This window comes from Arthrobacter parietis, from assembly GCF_039530425.1.
GTDB classification, from domain to species: Bacteria; Actinomycetota; Actinomycetes; order Actinomycetales; family Micrococcaceae; genus Arthrobacter_D; species Arthrobacter_D parietis.
The window spans coordinates 698,440-715,067 of sequence record NZ_BAAAON010000002.1 but is presented as its reverse complement, the minus strand read 5'-3'; the positions used below and the strand labels follow the sequence as shown (position 1 = coordinate 715,067).

11 protein-coding genes and 1 riboswitch are annotated in these 16,628 nt (G+C 63.9%); of the genes, 10 read left to right on the top strand and 1 reads right to left on the bottom strand.

The annotated features are described in order from the left end of the window. Window positions 1–39: 39 nt before the first annotated feature. Window positions 40–2,835 (top strand): aconitate hydratase AcnA, encoded by a 2,796-nt coding sequence (gene acnA / locus ABFX19_RS11515; protein WP_277359711.1) that lies wholly within the window; start codon window positions 40–42, stop codon window positions 2,833–2,835. Window positions 2,836–3,009: 174 nt separating this feature from the next. Then, window positions 3,010–4,983 carry a 1-deoxy-D-xylulose-5-phosphate synthase gene (gene dxs, locus ABFX19_RS11510; RefSeq protein ID WP_346028345.1) on the top strand — a complete coding sequence of 658 codons (1,974 nt, stop codon included), beginning with the start codon at window positions 3,010–3,012 and terminating at the stop codon, window positions 4,981–4,983. Window positions 4,984–4,998: 15 nt separating this feature from the next. Here dxs and ABFX19_RS11505 read toward each other — a convergent pair whose 3' ends face one another. Then, window positions 4,999–5,628: a vitamin K epoxide reductase family protein gene (locus tag ABFX19_RS11505; RefSeq protein ID WP_277359709.1), complete on the bottom strand. Its 630-nt coding sequence runs from the start codon at window positions 5,626–5,628 to the stop codon at window positions 4,999–5,001. A gap of 412 nt (window positions 5,629–6,040) precedes the next feature. On the opposite strand from ABFX19_RS11505, the gene ABFX19_RS11500 reads away from it, so the two are divergent. The 8 genes from ABFX19_RS11500 (at window position 6,041) to ABFX19_RS11465 (ending at window position 16,617) form a co-directional block, all read left to right on the top strand. After that, on the top strand, window positions 6,041–9,418 hold the full coding sequence (locus tag ABFX19_RS11500) for an Rne/Rng family ribonuclease (protein WP_346028344.1): 3,378 nt from the start codon (window positions 6,041–6,043) through the stop codon (window positions 9,416–9,418). Window positions 9,419–9,511: 93 nt separating this feature from the next. After that, window positions 9,512–9,627: riboswitch (TPP riboswitch) on the top strand. Next, on the top strand, window positions 9,619–11,199 hold the full coding sequence (locus ABFX19_RS11495) for a bifunctional hydroxymethylpyrimidine kinase/phosphomethylpyrimidine kinase (RefSeq protein ID WP_346028343.1): 1,581 nt from the start codon (window positions 9,619–9,621) through the stop codon (window positions 11,197–11,199). It overlaps the preceding riboswitch by 9 nt. Window positions 11,200–11,352: 153 nt before the next feature. Further along, window positions 11,353–11,661, top strand: a complete 309-nt coding sequence (gene rplU, locus ABFX19_RS11490; protein WP_056547291.1) for a 50S ribosomal protein L21 — start codon at window positions 11,353–11,355, stop codon at window positions 11,659–11,661. A 56-nt stretch (window positions 11,662–11,717) separates the two neighbouring features. Next, window positions 11,718–11,978, top strand: a complete 261-nt coding sequence (rpmA, locus tag ABFX19_RS11485) for a 50S ribosomal protein L27 (RefSeq protein ID WP_026545518.1) — start codon at window positions 11,718–11,720, stop codon at window positions 11,976–11,978. Window positions 11,979–12,109: 131 nt separating this feature from the next. After that, window positions 12,110–13,717, top strand: coding sequence for a GTPase ObgE (gene obgE / locus ABFX19_RS11480; RefSeq protein ID WP_346028342.1), 1,608 nt, complete (start codon window positions 12,110–12,112; stop codon window positions 13,715–13,717). 43 nt (window positions 13,718–13,760) lie between these two features. Further along, a complete protein-coding gene (proB, locus tag ABFX19_RS11475) occupies window positions 13,761–14,909 on the top strand; it encodes a glutamate 5-kinase (protein ID WP_056547298.1) in 1,149 nt (382 codons plus the stop codon). A gap of 42 nt (window positions 14,910–14,951) precedes the next feature. Continuing rightward, the gene (locus tag ABFX19_RS11470) at window positions 14,952–16,289 is read left to right on the top strand and encodes a glutamate-5-semialdehyde dehydrogenase (protein ID WP_428831031.1); all 1,338 of its coding nucleotides are present in this window, start codon (window positions 14,952–14,954) and stop codon (window positions 16,287–16,289) included. Between the two features lie 91 nt (window positions 16,290–16,380). After that, window positions 16,381–16,617 carry a hypothetical protein gene (locus ABFX19_RS11465; protein WP_277358888.1) on the top strand — a complete coding sequence of 79 codons (237 nt, stop codon included), beginning with the start codon at window positions 16,381–16,383 and terminating at the stop codon, window positions 16,615–16,617. Window positions 16,618–16,628: the final 11 nt, after the last annotated feature.

Below are 16,628 nucleotides of genomic sequence, written 5' to 3'. Positions count from 1 at the left end.
GCCGGAACAAGGATAGAAGACGGCGAGAGGAGTCCTGACATGAGTAGTGTGGACAGCTTCGGTTCCAAAGGCGTACTAGACGTCGCCGGTGCCGAATATGAGATTTTCCGGTTGAATGCAGTTGAAGGCGCCGAGAGCCTTCCGTACAGCCTCAAGGTTCTGCTCGAGAACCTGCTGCGCACCGAGGACGGCGCAAATATCACTGCGGATCACATTCGCGCCCTCGCAGACTGGGACGCAGACGCCCAGCCGAGCACCGAAATCCAGTTCACTCCGGCGCGCGTCCTGATGCAGGACTTCACCGGCGTGCCCTGTGTCGTGGATCTGGCCACCATGCGGGAAGCTGTCAAGGAGCTCGGCGGAGATCCGGCGCGCGTCAACCCGCTCGCACCTGCTGAAATGGTCATCGACCACTCCGTGCAGATCGACGTCTTCGGCAATTCCGAGGCGATCGAGCGCAACATGGAGATTGAATACGAGCGCAATGGCGAGCGTTACCAGTTCCTGCGCTGGGGCCAGACCGCCTTTGATGACTTCAAGGTTGTTCCCCCCGGAACGGGCATTGTGCACCAGGTCAACATCGAATACCTGGCGCGTACGGTCATGACCCGCGAGGTAGACGGTACGCTGCGTGCCTATCCTGACACCTGCGTCGGCACCGACTCCCACACCACCATGGTCAATGGCCTGGGCGTGCTGGGCTGGGGCGTCGGCGGCATCGAGGCCGAGGCCGCGATGCTTGGCCAGCCCGTGTCGATGCTGATTCCACGCGTCGTCGGCTTCAAGCTCACCGGCTCAATCCCGGCCGGCGCAACGGCAACCGACGTAGTTCTGACCATCACGGAGATGCTCCGCAAGCATGGCGTCGTCGGGAAGTTTGTTGAGTTCTACGGCGAAGGCGTTGCAGAGGTTCCGCTGGCCAACCGCGCCACCATCGGCAACATGAGCCCGGAATTCGGTTCAACGGCCGCCATGTTCCCCATCGACGACGTCACGCTCGAGTACCTGCGCCTCACCGGTCGCTCTGAAGAGAGTGTCGCGCTCGTGGAGTCCTACACCAAGGAACAGGGCCTCTGGCATGACCCCTCGCGTGAGATCCGTTTCTCGGAGTATATCGAGTTGGACCTGTCCACCGTTGTTCCTTCCATCGCAGGGCCAAAGCGGCCCCAGGACCGCATCGCCCTGACGGACTCCAAGGAGCAGTTCCGCAAGGACATCCACAACTACACCGGTAACGCTGATGACGCAGCGCTGGACGAGGCGCTCGAGGAGTCTTTCCCGGCCTCAGACGTCCCTGCCATGACGTCCACGCTCAAGCATTCCGCTGCAGCATCGGCAAACGGACGGCCGTCCCGGCCGGTCAAGGTCAATATGGCGGACGGGCGGGAATTCATCCTCGACCACGGTGCAGTAAGCATCGCGTCGATCACCTCGTGCACCAACACCTCGAACCCGTCAGTGATGCTGGCCGCGGCGCTGCTCGCCCGGAATGCCGTGGACAAGGGCCTCGCTTCGAAGCCCTGGGTGAAAACTTCCGTGGCACCCGGCTCGAAGGTTGTCACCGATTACTATGACAAGTCCGGGCTGACTCCGTACCTGGAAAAGCTTGGCTTCTTCATCGTGGGCTACGGCTGCGCCACCTGCATCGGCAATTCCGGTCCGCTTGAGGAGGAAATCTCCAACGCGATCCAGAACAACGACCTCTCGGTTGCTGCAGTGCTCTCGGGCAACCGGAACTTCGAGGGCCGCATCAACCCCGACGTCAAGATGAATTACCTCGCGTCGCCGCCGCTGGTCATTGCCTACGCGCTGGCTGGAACCATGGACTTCGACTTCGAGAATGATCCGCTCGGACAGGACGAGTCAGGCAACGACGTCTTCCTGCAGGACATCTGGCCGAGCCCCACCGAAGTGCAGCAGGTCATCGATTCCTCGATTGACGAGGCCATGTTCTCAAAGGGCTACGAGGGAGTGTTCGACGGCGATGACCGCTGGAAGGCGCTCGATACCCCGGAGGGCGACACCTTCGCCTGGGCGGAGGACTCCACCTACGTGCGCAAGCCTCCGTACTTCGAGGGCATGCAGGCCCAACCGGAGCCGGTAGCGGACATTGAGGGAGCCCGCGTGCTCGCCAAGCTCGGTGATTCCGTCACCACCGACCACATCAGCCCCGCGGGATCGTTCAAGTCCGACAGCCCGGCGGGCCGTTACCTCCTCGAGCATGGCGTAGCCCGCAAGGACTTCAACTCCTACGGATCACGCCGCGGCAACCACGAGGTAATGATCCGCGGCACCTTCGCAAACATCCGGCTGCGCAACATGCTGCTCGATGGAGTAGAGGGCGGCTTCACCCGCGACTTCACGCAGACCGGCGGACCGCAGGCCTATATCTACGATGCCGCGATGAACTACCAGGCCGCAGAGACACCGCTGGTTGTCCTCGCGGGCAAGGAATACGGTTCAGGGTCATCGCGTGACTGGGCTGCCAAGGGCACTGCGCTGCTCGGAGTCAAGGCCGTCATCGCAGAAAGCTACGAGCGTATCCACCGGTCAAACCTCATCGGTATGGGTGTGCTGCCCCTGCAGTTCCCTGCCGGTGAAAATGCTGCAACGCTCAAACTGACCGGAACTGAGACGTTTGCCATTGAGGGCGTCACCGAGCTGAACAACGGCAACTCGCCGGCAACCGTCAAGGTGACGGCCACTCCGGAAGAGGACGGTAGTCCGGTCACCTTCGATGCTGTCCTCCGCATCGACACGCCGGGTGAAGCTGACTACTACCGCAACGGCGGAATTCTGCAGTACGTCCTGCGCCAGTTGGCAGCGGCGTCCTGACCGAGCCCCCGTCCATGCAAAACACGCCGTTCCCGGTATTGGGAGCGGCGTGTTTTGTGTTGCACCGGCGGCGCGCGACGGCCGCGGGCACGGCTGGGCGGCAGGCCGCGTTAGAGTTAACAGCGTGTGAGAACGCACCGGTGCCGTGAATCACAAGTAGCAGAAGGAGGCGCGATGGGACTCCTGGAGACCATCCACAGCCCACAGGACCTCACCAGGTTGTCAGGACAGCAGCTTTCCCGCCTGGCAGCGGAGATACGTGCCTTCCTCATCCGTACCGTGTCGCGAACCGGCGGCCATCTGGGTCCCAACCTGGGCGTTGTTGAGCTGACAATCGGCATTCATCGGGTGTTTGACTCCCCTCGCGACAGTATTGTCTTTGACACCGGGCACCAGTCCTATGTGCACAAACTCCTGACCGGACGTCAGAATTTTGATTCCCTGCGCCAGCAGGGCGGGCTCTCGGGCTATCCTTCCCGTGCTGAATCAGTCCACGACGTCGTTGAAAGCTCGCACGCCTCGGCGTCGCTTTCGTGGGCGGATGGCATCTCGCGGGCGCGCGTGTTGAACGGCGAGGAGGATCGCACTGCCGTTGTCCTGATCGGCGACGGCGCCCTGACCGGCGGAATGGCCTGGGAAGCGATCAACAACATCGCCGCTGACCAACGGCGCCGGGTCGTGATTGTCGTCAATGACAACGGTCGCTCCTACGCACCCACAATCGGCGGGGTTGCTGACTACCTCGCCTCGCTGCGGCCAACCCTTGACACGGTGCGTACCCACCGCGTGTATGAGGGCACCCTCGACTGGTGGAAGCGCAAGCTGCAGAACGGCGGTACAGTGGGCCGCTTCGCCTACAAGAGCCTGCACGCCACCAAGAAGGGCGTGAAGGACTGGTGGGCGCCCCAGGGCCTCTTCGAGGATCTGGGCATGAAATACATTGGCCCCATCAACGGTCATGACCTCGCTGCGGTAGAGCACGCACTGACCCAGGCCAAAAACTATGGTGGTCCGGTCATCGTCCATGCCATTACCGAGAAAGGCCACGGCTACGCGCCCGCACGTGCCGATGAAGCGGACCAGTTCCACGCCGTCGGAATCATTGATCCTGAAACCGGCGAGCCGATCGGCGCCGGGGGAGTACAGTCATGGACCTCGGTTTTTGCCGAGGAAATTGCGGCCATAGCCGATGAGCGGCAGGACATCGTCGGCATTACCGGCGCCATGCTCATTCCGGTCGGGCTCCACAAGTTTGCCGCGAACCACCCGGACCGGGTGTTCGACGTCGGCATTGCGGAACAGCATGCTCTCACCAGCGCAGCCGGCATGGCTTTTGGCGGCCTCCATCCGGTGATCGGGCTGTACGCCACCTTCCTGAACCGTGCTTTCGATCAGCTTCTGATGGATGTCGCCCTCCATAAGGCGGGCGTGACCATTGTGCTGGACCGCTCCGGAGTTACCGGGCCCGACGGCGCGAGCCACCATGGTATGTGGGATCTCTCGATGCTGCAGATCGTACCGGGGCTGCATCTGGCGGCGCCGCGTGATGCCACCCGGCTTCGGGAGGAACTCCGCGAGGCGGTGGCCATCGGCGATGCACCCTCGGTGGTGCGTTACTCGAAGGGTAACGTCGGTGTCGAGGTTGAGGCTGTTGAACGGCTCTCCGACGGGGTGGACGTCCTTTGCCGCAGACCGGCCGGTTCCCGCCAGAATGATGTCCTGATTGTCAGCGTCGGAGCCATGAGCGAACTCGCGCTTGATGTATCCAACCGGTTGGGGGCCCAGGGGATCAGTTCCACCGTCATCGATCCGCGGTGGGTATTGCCGGTGGCCCGTTCAGTCATTGAGCTTGCTGCCGAGCACCGCATCGTCGTCGTCATCGAGGACGGGGTGCGTGCCGGCGGCGTCGGATCGCGCATTCGGCAGGAGATGCGCTCTGCCGGCGTGGATACGGCACTCAACGAGGTTGGCCTGCCGGTGGAATTCCTTGACCATGGCTCACGCAGCGAGGTTCTGGAGCATGTCGGGCTGACTGCCCGGAAGGTTGCACAGGACACAGTGGAGCAGGTGCTCGGAACCAAGGTGCCCGTGGCGCGTCCGTTGCCCGGTGAGGTGCCTTCGGCCACGGGTCAGCTGCCTAAGCTCTAACCCGCCGGACGCAGCTCAGCCGAGGAATGCCCGGGAAAAACTGAAGAACACAGAGGCCGCGGTCGCTACGAGCAGCAGCACGGTGAGCGGCCATGCCCATTCGGCAAGGAACCGCCGTATGCCTCCGGGCGCCGGAAGATCTCCACGGATGATGTTCCGCGCCGTCAGCAGGACAGTCAGGACGATCAGAACTGCCCACACCGCCATACAGTACAGGCACAGGATGTGGATCACGAACAGTGCCTGGCTCCAAAGCCAGACGACAAAAATGAACCCGAGGCTGACTCCGATCTGCAGGCCGCGCCAGTACCAGCGGGCCGGACGCGCACCCGAGAACAGGACCATCGCCGTCGTGAGGATGATCGTGAAGGCAACAAGGCCGATCAGCGGATTGGGAAACCCGAACAACGCCGCCTGCCAGGTGCGGAACACCTCGCCGCAGGAGACAAACGGGCTGATGTCGCAGGACGTCACGTAGTTCGGATTCTCGTACAGCGCGATCCGTTCCAGGACCAGTTGCCCCGAGGCCAGAAAGCCGACGACGCCGCACACGGCCATCAACCACGCCATACCGCGGTCGCCGGCCAACGCAGGTTGAGTGCTTCCGCTCCAACCCGCCGGCTCTGTCCGGGCGTCCTCGGGCATGCGCCCCTCCTCGGTATCGCTGTGCCGGCTTGTTTGCCACCAGCGAGTCTAGCGGCCGGTACAGGCGGTGGTGATGGGCGTGTGAGACAATGAACGTGGCTGGTGCGGGAACCACATTCCGGTGCCGGTCCAGTGACAGGCTTCCGGTTCTGCCGGCGACGCTCCTGCGGATTTGGCACTTCATGGTGAACCCCGCAGAATCCGCCGGGCAGGACCCGCGCTGGTTTTCAGCGATCGGGCAGGAAAAGCGCCACTGGTCTTCGAGTGATGCCGCGCCCCATGGTTGGCGCGACCTCGAACGACACAATAACGACTTCCGGGTGGCGGGTGCACTCACGCCGCGGACACCCGACCAAGCGCCTCGCGGCGACGGAATGTGGACGCCGTTCGCGGGGGTGGAGCACAGCCGAATATGGATACAAACGCATCAGACACCTCAGAGGTCCTGACGGACACAGCTGAGCAGGAAGCGCCGGCGCTCAAGGCGCCGCGTACCCGCCGCAGGAAAAATGAGGACGTAGCTGAGCCTCCGGAAGCCGTACCGGCGGCCGCTGACGGTGAAGAGGCCGCGCAACCCGCGCGCCGCCGGACTTCCCGGCGGGCGTCACAGCCTGAGGTCAGCCTGCCCGAGTCCCCATCCCAGCCGCCGTCGGTCGGTTCAAACGCCGGTGCTTCCGGAACTTCTACTGACGCCCCGACCGGCGAAGCTGTCGTCGAAGAGGGCCAGTTTTCGAGCGATGCACCCGCAGCAGAAAAGAAGCCCGCGCGCACCCGGCGTACCCGCAAATCCGCGACCGATGTGAGTCCTGAGCCGTCCGCGGCCTCAGCGGAGGCGCCGGATGAGGCCGGTTCCTCGCCGGAGCGGCCCGTCCGCCGTCGTCGTGTGGCAACGAAGGCAGCCACCGTGGAGGGTGCTACCGGAGGGTCGGCAGTAGAACCCCCAGCAGCAGTTGAGCCTGCTGCCACGGAAACTGTTGCGCCGGATGTTCAGTCTGCCGGTGCTCCCGAAGTGCCGGCGGCCGAAGAAGCTCCCCGCCGATCCCGCCCGACGCGCAGCCGTCGAGCAACACGCAGCGCGGGGCCTGCAGATGACTTCGCCGATTCCGGGAGCGCTGGAACGGGCGTAAGCCAGGACGCTCAGACTGCTGCCGGCGCACCGGAGGCTGCGCCGGCACCAGACGCTGCGGCCGACGAGGACGTCGCTTCCGGGGGCGCCGAAGCGGATGACCGTGCCGGCCTGGACCCCTTCGCCGTTCCGGATTCGCCGGTATCCCTGCTCTTCCACGCTCCGGACCTCACCGCGGTTGTGCCGCGGACGCCGCCGAAGACCGCTCCGAAGGCTGTTACCGAAGACGCCGAAGACAATACCGAGGGCGACGACGACGGGCGCGGACGCCGCCGGAGCAGGCGCAGCAGGAGCCGCAGCCGGGCGACGGAGTCTGAGGCCTCCGAATCCGGGCCGGAGGCCCGGAACCAGGGGCCGGCGGAATCCGGTGAGGAGAGCGAGCCGGTGACCTCCCGCCGTCGCCGTCGCCGCCGCCGCGGTGATGAGGACCTCGAACTTACCGGCGGGCAGGATGATGATCCGCCGAACACGATCACGCGTGTCCGTGCGCCGCGGCAGAGCCAGGAAGCGCCGTCGGACCAGGTGACCAGCGTGAAGGGATCCACCCGGCTGGAAGCCAAGAAGCAGCGCCGTCGTGAGTCGAGGGATTCGGGCAGGCGCCGCCAGGTCATCACCGAGGCGGAGTTCCTTGCACGTCGTGAATCCGTTGACCGCCAGATGGTGGTCCGCCAGCGCGACGACAGGATCCAGATCGGTGTCATGGAGGACGGAGTGCTCGCGGAGCACTTCGTGTCCAAGACCCAGCAGGATTCGTTGATCGGGAACGTCTACCTCGGCAAGGTCCAGAACGTCCTGCCCAGCATGGAAGCTGCCTTCATCGATATCGGGCGGGGACGCAACGCCGTACTGTATGCCGGCGAGGTCAACTGGGACGCGGCCGGACTGGACGGCCAGCCGCGCCGCATCGAGCTTGCGCTGAAGTCGGGCGACCCGGTGCTGGTGCAGGTCACCAAGGATCCGGTGGGCCACAAGGGCGCACGGCTGACCAGCCAGATCTCCCTTCCCGGGCGGTACCTGGTGTACGTGCCGGGCGGCTCCATGACCGGAATCTCCCGCAAGCTTCCCGACGTTGAGCGCAATCGCCTCAAGCGGATCCTCAAGGACCGGCTCCCGGAGAACGCAGGCGTCATCGTGCGCACCGCGGCAGAGGGAGCCAGCGAAGAGGAACTGACCCACGACATCAACCGCCTCCGCTCCCAGTGGGAGACAATTGAGGGCAAGGCGAAGTCAACCAAGACGCTCGCGCCGGAACTGCTCTACGGTGAACCGGACCTGACCATCAAGGTGGTCCGGGACGTCTTCAACGAGGACTTCTCCAAGTTGATCGTCTCCGGCGAGGAAGCCTGGGACACAATAGAGGCGTACGTCATGTACGTCGCCCCGGATCTCGTGGGCAGGCTCGAGAAGTGGACGAAGGACGAGGACATCTTCACTGCCCGGCGCATCGACGAGCAGATCCACAAGGCACTGGACCGCAAGGTGTTCCTGCCTTCCGGCGGCTCGCTGGTGATCGACCGGACCGAAGCCATGACCGTGGTCGATGTGAACACAGGCAAGTTCACCGGCAGCGGCGGCAATCTCGAGGAAACCGTCACCAAGAACAACCTTGAAGCGGCTGAGGAAGTCGTCCGGCAGCTTCGCCTGCGCGACATCGGCGGCATCATCGTCATCGACTTCATCGACATGGTGCTCGAGGCGAACCGCGACCTCGTGCTGCGGCGGCTCGTCGAATGCCTCGGACGGGACCGGACCAAGCATCAGGTCGCTGAGGTCACCTCGCTGGGCCTCGTCCAAATGACCCGCAAGCGGATGGGAACCGGGCTGCTGGAGGTGTTCGGCGAGAACTGCGAGCACTGTGCGGGTCGCGGTGTCGTCACCCATGACGAACCGGTTGAGCACCGCAGGCACGCTGTGTCGACGGAGAACCACCAGCAGCACCTGCGCCAGGAGAAGATGTCCCGCAGCGAACGCAAGCGCCGGGCGAAGACTCCGCCGGTGGAGGAGGAGCACGTTTCCCCGCCGGAACCGAGGGCCGACGACGCCGAACGCCAGGCTCGTGCCGAAGCCGCGCGGGCTGCCCTGGCCAGCATCGCCGCTGCCACTCATGCGGCGCATGAGCACGATCACGGGCAAGGAGTCTCGCCGGTGGCGGAAGCGCCGTCGTCGGCCGCTGTGCTGACGATCAATGGGGAGCAGGTGACGCTCCCCAAAGCGGAGAACGCGCCTGCTTCCGTCCGTCCGGAGCCGGCCCTGACCCTGGAGAGTCTGACGGAGGCCTTCAACCGCTTCCCTACGGCGGGTGGGGCGGATTCCGGCAGCCCGGCGCGCGAGGATCCTGCGAGCCCGGCCAGCGGGACCATGGCGCCTGCGGAGGACGAACCGGCGCATCGGGCCCCGGCGGGCCAGGAGGCGGCGAGGCAGGGCATGTCCGCGGACGGCTCCGGTGCGGCCCCATCGTCCGGTCACCGTAAGCGGCGGCACCGAGCCGCCAGCAGCGCCCAGGGCTCGGCTGAGAACGCCACGATCGAGCGTGCCGCTACCGTGGCGGACGCACCGGCAGCCGGAACACAGTATGTTGCACGTGCCGGCAAAGCTGCGCCCAAACCGCAGCAGTCGGACGAGCCCATGATCCTGGGAGTCGGGGTGCCGGCCTCCGAGCTGTAGCAATCGTCGCTCGACGGAACGCGCCGTTCCCGGTCTGAAGGGGGCGGCGTGTTCTGATTGCGGGCGGTGAGCCCCCTGCACGGTAGGGTAGGCCACAGTGACACGCGGTGCCCGGTTCCGGGCTGAGATGAAACGCGTTGAACCTGATCTAGAGATGGCCGTCAATAGGCGGCCTTTGGCCTAGCGGAGGGATGTCGCGGATGAGTATTCGCACGCTCGTAGACACAGTGGAGCACACAGAAGCCCTATCGGTTCCAGCGCGGGCGCGGACTATTCCGCACGTGCTGAGCATTGCGGGAACAGACCCCACCGGCGGGGCTGGTCTTCAGGCTGACCTGAAAAGCATCGGGGCGCAGGGTGGCTACGGTATGGCGGTAGTCACTTCCCTTGTTGCGCAGAACACCCGCGGGGTGCGCAGCGTGCATACACCGCCGTCGACGTTCCTCGATGAACAGCTGCAGGCGGTCAGTGATGACGTCACCATTGATGCGGTGAAGATCGGGATGCTCGGAGACGCGGAAACCATCCGCACAGTCAGGCGATGGCTGCCGCGAGCGACCGGGGCCGTCATCGTCCTCGATCCGGTCATGGTTGCAACCAGCGGGGACAGGCTGCTGGCCTCCGACGCGGAGGACGAGTTGCGCGCCCTGGTGCCGCTCGCTGACCTCGTGACGCCGAACCTGCCGGAGCTCGCGGTACTGCTCGGCGAGCCGGTTGCGACAGGCTGGGAAGCGGCTGTGGAGCAGGGCAAACGGCTTGCAGCTTCAACGGGTACCTCGGTGCTGGTCAAGGGCGGCCATCTGGAAGGTGCCCTGGAATGCCCGGACGCGCTCGTAGACGCGTCCGGCGACGCCGGCACAGTCTCCGTGGTGGGCGGTACTCGCATCGATACACGGAACACGCACGGTACCGGCTGCTCCCTTTCGGCGGCCCTGGCGACCGTCCAGACGCGCACCGGGAACTGGCACCAGTCGCTGCTGATCGTGAAGAAATGGCTTCGGGGCGCGCTCGAACGAGCCGACGAGCTCAACGTGGGGCAGGGAAACGGACCGATCCATCACTTCCATGAGTTCGTACCCGGGCCGATCCCGGCGCCCCCGCCAGAGGAGCGCCCGTTCAGCGAGCAGGTCTGGGAGCTCACCACAAGCCACCGTCTGGCGATCGAGACGCTCGGGTTCGTACGGGCGCTCGGCGACGGTAGCCTGCCGCCTGAACAGTTTGCGTATTATCTGGCACAGGACGCCATGTATCTGAGGGGCTACTCGCGCGTGCTGTCCAGGGCAAGCGCTCTTGCACCCAGCGAGGCTGAGCAACTCTTCTGGGCGAAGTCGGCACTCAGTTGCCTTGAGGTGGAATCCGAGCTCCACCGGACGTGGCTGACCGGACGCGGGCAGTCACCGGCCCAGGGGCGGGTGACGAGGGCCTACGTTGACCATCTGCTGGCAGCCTCTGCCAACGCAGGCTACGCCGTCCTGGTGGCGGCGGTCCTGCCGTGCTACTGGCTTTACTCACACGTGGGCAATGCCCTGCACTCGCAGTGGATCGGCAACGGAGCCAGCCCGGACCACCCGTACGCAAACTGGTTGGAAACGTACGCCGACCCAGCGTTCGCGGAGGCCACCGCACGTGCAATTTCCATCGCAGATTCGTGTTTCGCTGCTGCCCCGCCCGCAGACAGGGAGGCAATGGTCGAGGCGTTCGAAGCATCTGCCTGGTATGAACATGAGTTTTTTGACGCGCCGACACGTCTTGATTTGCGGGATTCCGCGAAATTGCCGTAATCTAGATCTTCGGTGCGGCGCCCTCGTACGGCTATTTTCGGGGCGTGGATGCATCGTGAGTGCACTAGCACCCCTCCGGCTGCGCTGACAACAGCGTACGGTCCCGGAAACAGTATGCAAACAGTTTGATCGTCGAGAGAAGTGAGTTCCCAAGTGGTGTACGCGATTGTCCGCGCAGGCGGCCGCCAAGAAAAGGTTTCCGTGGGAGACCTCGTAACCCTTGACCGCGTCCCCGGTGAGGCCGGCAGCAGCTTCCAGCTGCCTGCTCTCCTTCTGGTAGACGGCGACAAGGTGACTTCAGCAGCACAGGACCTGGCAAAGGTCAGTGTCACTGCCGAAATCGTCGAGAATCTTCGGGGCCCGAAGATTGTTATCCAGAAGTTCAAGAACAAGACCGGCTACAAGAAGCGCCAGGGTCACCGTTCAGAGCTCACCAAGGTCAAGATCACGGGTATCAAGTAACCGCTGCAGGTTCCTTGATCCAAAGATTCTGTTTCAGAAAAGGGCAGGCATAACAGATGGCACATAAGAAGGGTGCGAGTTCCACTCGCAACGGTCGCGACTCAAATGCGCAGTACCTCGGCGTGAAGCGCTTCGGCGGACAGGTCGTCAAGGCAGGCGAAATCATCGTCCGCCAGCGCGGAACCCACTTCCACCCCGGCGCCAACGTCGGTCGTGGCGGCGATGACACGCTGTTCGCCCTGGAAGCCGGTGCCGTTGAGTTCGGTACCCGCCGTGGACGTCGCGTTGTCAACATCGTGGGTGCGGCTGCCGAGTAGTACTCGCAACCGCACACCATAGCAGCGTTATACAAGAGCACTAGGGTGGGGTGAGCCAATCAGGCTCACCCCATTTTCTTTTAAGCCGATAAACTCGGCAAAAATGAGAAGTTTCTCAAGAGGAGTACACCGTGGCAAGCTTCGTTGACCGGGTAGTTCTGCACGTCTCGGGCGGCACCGGCGGGCACGGGTGCGTCTCGGTCAAGCGGGAGAAGTTCAAGCCGCTGGGCGGGCCTGACGGTGGGAACGGCGGCGACGGCGGAGCCGTCATCCTTCGTGTGGAACCGCAGACCACAACCCTGCTGGACTACCATCATGCCCCGCACCGCCATGCCACCAACGGTGGAAACGGCATGGGTGACTGGCGCGAGGGAAAGAGGGGCGAGACGCTCATCCTTCCCGTTCCGGACGGCACGGTAGTGAAGACGCGCGACGGCGAAGTGCTGGCTGACCTTGTCGGCGCCGGTACCGAGTATGTGGCAGCAGCCGGTGGACAGGGTGGTCTCGGTAACTCCTCACTATCGTCGCAGAAACGCAAGGCACCCGGGTTTGCACTCCTGGGTATTCCGGGTGATGCCCGGGATGTGGTGCTGGAACTCAAATCCATCGCTGACATCGCCCTGGTCGGGTTCCCCTCGGCCGGCAAGTCCAGCCTCATTGCCGCCATGTCTGCGGCCCGCCCCAAGATTGCTGACTACCCGTTCACCACTCTGCGTCCCAACCTTGGAGTCGTACAGGCCGGCGAGGTCCGCTTCACCATCGCGGATGTCCCCGGACTTATTGAGGGCGCAAGCGAGGGCAGGGGACTGGGCCATGACTTCCTTCGACACGTCGAACGGTGCGCCGCCCTCGTCCATGTGCTTGACTGCGCCGCGCTTGAGACTGACAGGGATCCGCTGAAGGACCTTGAAATCATTGAGAGCGAGCTTGATCGCTACGCCGTTGACATGAGTTACGCCGGTCCCGGCGGTGAGGTTGTGCCGCTCAATGAGCGTCCGCGCCTGGTGGCACTCAATAAGGTGGATGTGCCAGACGGCCGTGACATGGCAGAGTTTGTGCGTCCGGAACTTGAAGCCCGCGGTTACCGTGTCTTCGAGGTGTCAGCTACAAGCCATGAAGGGCTCCGGCAGCTCGGGTTCGCGATGGCGGAGATTGTGCGCGAGGCCCGCGAGCTGCTCAAAACCGCACCTCCGGTTGTGGCTCCTCCGGTGCTCCGTCCGCGCGCAGTCAACGAAAAGGGATTCGTCATCCGGCGCGAGGAGAAAAACCTCGAACCCCTCTTTCGGGTGTTGGGTGAGAAGCCCGAGCGCTGGGTGAAGCAGACCGACTTCACAAATGACGAGGCTGTTGGCTACCTTGCGGACAGGCTCGCTAAGTTGGGTGTTGAGGAACAGCTCTTCAGGAGCGGAGCGAAGCCGGGGGACACCGTGGTGATCGGCGAGGGCGACGGCGTCGTCTTCGACTGGGAGCCAACCATGATGGGCGGTGCTGAACTTCTCGCTTCTCCGCGCGGTACCGACATCCGTTTGGCCGAGTACGTGCGCCCCACGCGTGACCAGAAGCGTGAGGACCACCAGAACCGGAAGGATGCGCGGGCCGCAGCGCGCGAAGAACTCGAGGCAGAGCGGAGGGCCGGCATCTGGACGGAGTCGGTCAACTACAAGAACTCCGGTCCGAAGGCAGCGAAGAACGACGGCGCCACCGACACCGGCTCCGGCGGTGACGCTGGCGAGGACTGATTTCGCCGAGCACCAGAAAATCCGCAATCAACAGAAGGAATAGATGACAGTAAAGCGCCCGATCAAAACCCGCTCCGGACTGGCGAAGGCCAAGAGAATTGTTGTCAAGGTAGGTTCATCTTCCCTCACGTCGCTCTCCGGAGGACTCTCCGATGAAGCGCTGTTCGCCCTGTCCGATGTGCTCGCTGCCCGCCATAACGAAGGAACCGAGGTCATCCTTGTCTCCTCGGGCGCAATTGCAGCGGGCCTCGCTCCGCTTGGACTCCCACGGCGACCGAACCAGCTCTCGTCGCAGCAGGCGGCTGCCAGTGTGGGGCAGGGCCTGCTCATGGCGCGCTACACCCACGCATTCGGCGCTCACGGGGTCACCGTCAGCCAGGTCCTGCTGACCCTCGATGACCTGATACGGCGAAGCCACTACGCGAATGCGCACCGCGCAATGGAGCGGCTCCTGAACTTCGGCGTGGTCCCCATCGTCAACGAGAACGACACCGTGGCAAGCTCCGAGATCCGCTTCGGGGACAATGACCGCCTGGCTGCCCTGGTTGCCCACCTGGTCAAGGCTGATGCGCTGATCCTGCTTTCTGATGTCGACTCCCTCTATGACGGTCCACCCAAGGACGGAGCAAAGCGCATCCCCGAAGTCCGTGGACCTCAGGACCTCGAAGGGGTGAGCATCGGCAAGACCGGGAAGGCCGGGGTCGGTACGGGCGGTATGGTGACGAAGGTCGAAGCCGCCACGATCGCCGCTTCCTCCGGCATTCCAGCACTGGTCACATCGGCGGATAATGCCGGACCGGCATTGGCTGGAGAGGACGTGGGAACCTGGTTCAGCACCAATGGCCGCCGCCAGCCGATCCGCCTGCTCTGGCTGGCCCACCTGGCCCGGATTCAGGGAACGCTCACGCTTGACGACGGCGCGGCCAAAGCCGTGGGGGAGCGGCGGCGGTCGCTCCTGTCGGCGGGAATCGTTTCAGTCGGCGGAGAGTTTGAGGCAGGGGATCCCGTCGAGATGGTGGACCGAACCGGTTCGGTCATTGCCCGGGGGCTTGTGAACTATAGCTCATTCGAGTTGCCGCGGATGCTCGGCAGGACCACCCGCGAGCTGTCGAAGGAACTCGGCAGGGAATACGAGCGTTCAGTGGTGCACGTCAACGACCTGGTCGTGCTCAATACGGTCGCACCTTCCTGACCCCGGCTGGGGTTGGGAGGACGCGCTCGTTAGACTGGAGTGATGACTGACGTGACTACACAGCAGACTGCCCATCAGACAACCACCGAATCCGCCGACGGCGAGCAGCTGGCCACGCCGGTGAACGTCGAGCAGGCTGTGCACGCCATAGCGGACCGCGCCAGAACCGCATCGCGGATCGTTGCCCGAGCCAACCGGTCCCATAAGGACAAGGCGCTCGAAGCCATCGGTGAGGCACTCGTAGCCAATCAGGGCGCCATTCTTCGGGCCAACCAGAAGGACCTGGAGTCGGGGCGTGCCAAAGGCACCTCAGCTGCCCTGCTTGACCGGTTGAGCCTGAGCGAAGAACGGATTGCGGGTTTGGCCGCAGCGCTGGAGAACCTTGCCGGCCTGCCGGATCCCGTAGGTACCATCGACCGCGGGCAAACTCTGCCTAATGGCGTCCGTCTCCGGCAGGTCCACGTTCCCCTCGGTGTGGTCGCAGCCATCTACGAGGCCCGGCCCAATGTGACGGTGGACATCGCCGGCCTCGCACTGAAGAGCGGCAACGCCGTTATCCTGCGTGGTGGCAGCGCCGCCGCTCATACCAATGCTGCGCTTCTTGGCATTATCCGGGATGCACTGGACCGCACGGGGCTGCCTGCGGATGCCGTGCAGACTGTGGACGAGTTCGGCCGCGAAGGAGCCAACGTCCTGATGAAGGCACGCGGACGGGTGGATGTACTGATTCCCCGCGGTGGCCATGACCTGATCCAGACGGTAGTCAGCAATGCAGCCGTACCCGTCATTGAGACGGGCGAAGGCAACGTTCACATCTTCCTCGATGAGAGCGCGGACGAGGAGATGGCGGTAGACATCCTGCTCAATGCCAAGACACAGCGCCCCAGTGTCTGCAACACGGTTGAGACCCTCCTCGTGCACAAGGACGCGAAGGCTGCCGCGGCAGTTCTGGAAGCACTGTCCGGTGCCGGTGTGCGTATCCACGCAGACGCCCGGATACAGGGTATCCTCCCGCAGGGCGTAAGCGCTGATACAGCCAGCGAGGATGACTGGGCGCGTGAATACATGGATCTCGACATCGCCGTTGCAATGGTGGACACCGTGGATGAAGCGCTGGAGCACATCCGTACCTGGAGCACCGGCCACACCGAAGCCATCATCACCAATAACCTGGCACGGTCTGAAGAGTTCATTGCCGGTGTGGATTCGGCGGCCGTCATTGTCAATGCTTCCACGCGATTCACCGACGGCGGCGAGCTCGGCCTGGGCGCCGAGGTCGGCATCTCCACTCAGAAGATGCATGCCCGGGGACCAATGGGCTTGCGCGAACTGACCACCACGAAGTGGATCATCCAGGGCGACGGACAGATCCGGCGGTAGTAACGCGTAGGATAGTACCGAAACAGTACTGAAAGTACGCGCTGACCCGCGCCCGGCGGCGGGCGGACACCTCGTTCCCAAGGGGAGAAGAATGCTGACACAAATCCTCAACGTTGCTGTTGTTGCAGGCGAGACTGCCGAGCACCACAACGAGCTTCCGATGCCTGCCATCGCGTACGGCGCCATCATCATGGGGTTGCTGTTGTTGCTGATGTTCGTCACTATCGCGTTCACCAGCCTGGGGCACCGGCATGAGGCAGTGCAGGAGCACGCCGATCCCCATCGCCAGCATCCGAACAAGCATGATCACGGCGAATCGGCCCACTGATCTCGTTGACC

Bases quoted from the DNA above. Each gene is read 5' to 3' on its own strand.
- ABFX19_RS11495 (WP_346028343.1), top strand. From the start codon at position 9,619: ATGAGTATTCGCACGCTCGTAGACACAGTGGAGCACACAGAAGCCCTA.
- ABFX19_RS11500 (WP_346028344.1), top strand. From the start codon at position 6,041: ATGGATACAAACGCATCAGACACCTCAGAGGTCCTGACGGACACAGCT.
- dxs (WP_346028345.1), top strand. From the start codon at position 3,010: ATGGGACTCCTGGAGACCATCCACAGCCCACAGGACCTCACCAGGTTG.
- rpmA (WP_026545518.1), top strand. From the start codon at position 11,718: ATGGCACATAAGAAGGGTGCGAGTTCCACTCGCAACGGTCGCGACTCA.
- ABFX19_RS11470 (WP_428831031.1), top strand. From the start codon at position 14,952: ATGACTGACGTGACTACACAGCAGACTGCCCATCAGACAACCACCGAA.
- ABFX19_RS11465 (WP_277358888.1), top strand. From the start codon at position 16,381: ATGCTGACACAAATCCTCAACGTTGCTGTTGTTGCAGGCGAGACTGCC.
- proB (WP_056547298.1), top strand. From the start codon at position 13,761: ATGACAGTAAAGCGCCCGATCAAAACCCGCTCCGGACTGGCGAAGGCC.
- acnA (WP_277359711.1), top strand. From the start codon at position 40: ATGAGTAGTGTGGACAGCTTCGGTTCCAAAGGCGTACTAGACGTCGCC.
- ABFX19_RS11505 (WP_277359709.1), bottom strand. From the start codon at position 5,628: ATGCCCGAGGACGCCCGGACAGAGCCGGCGGGTTGGAGCGGAAGCACT.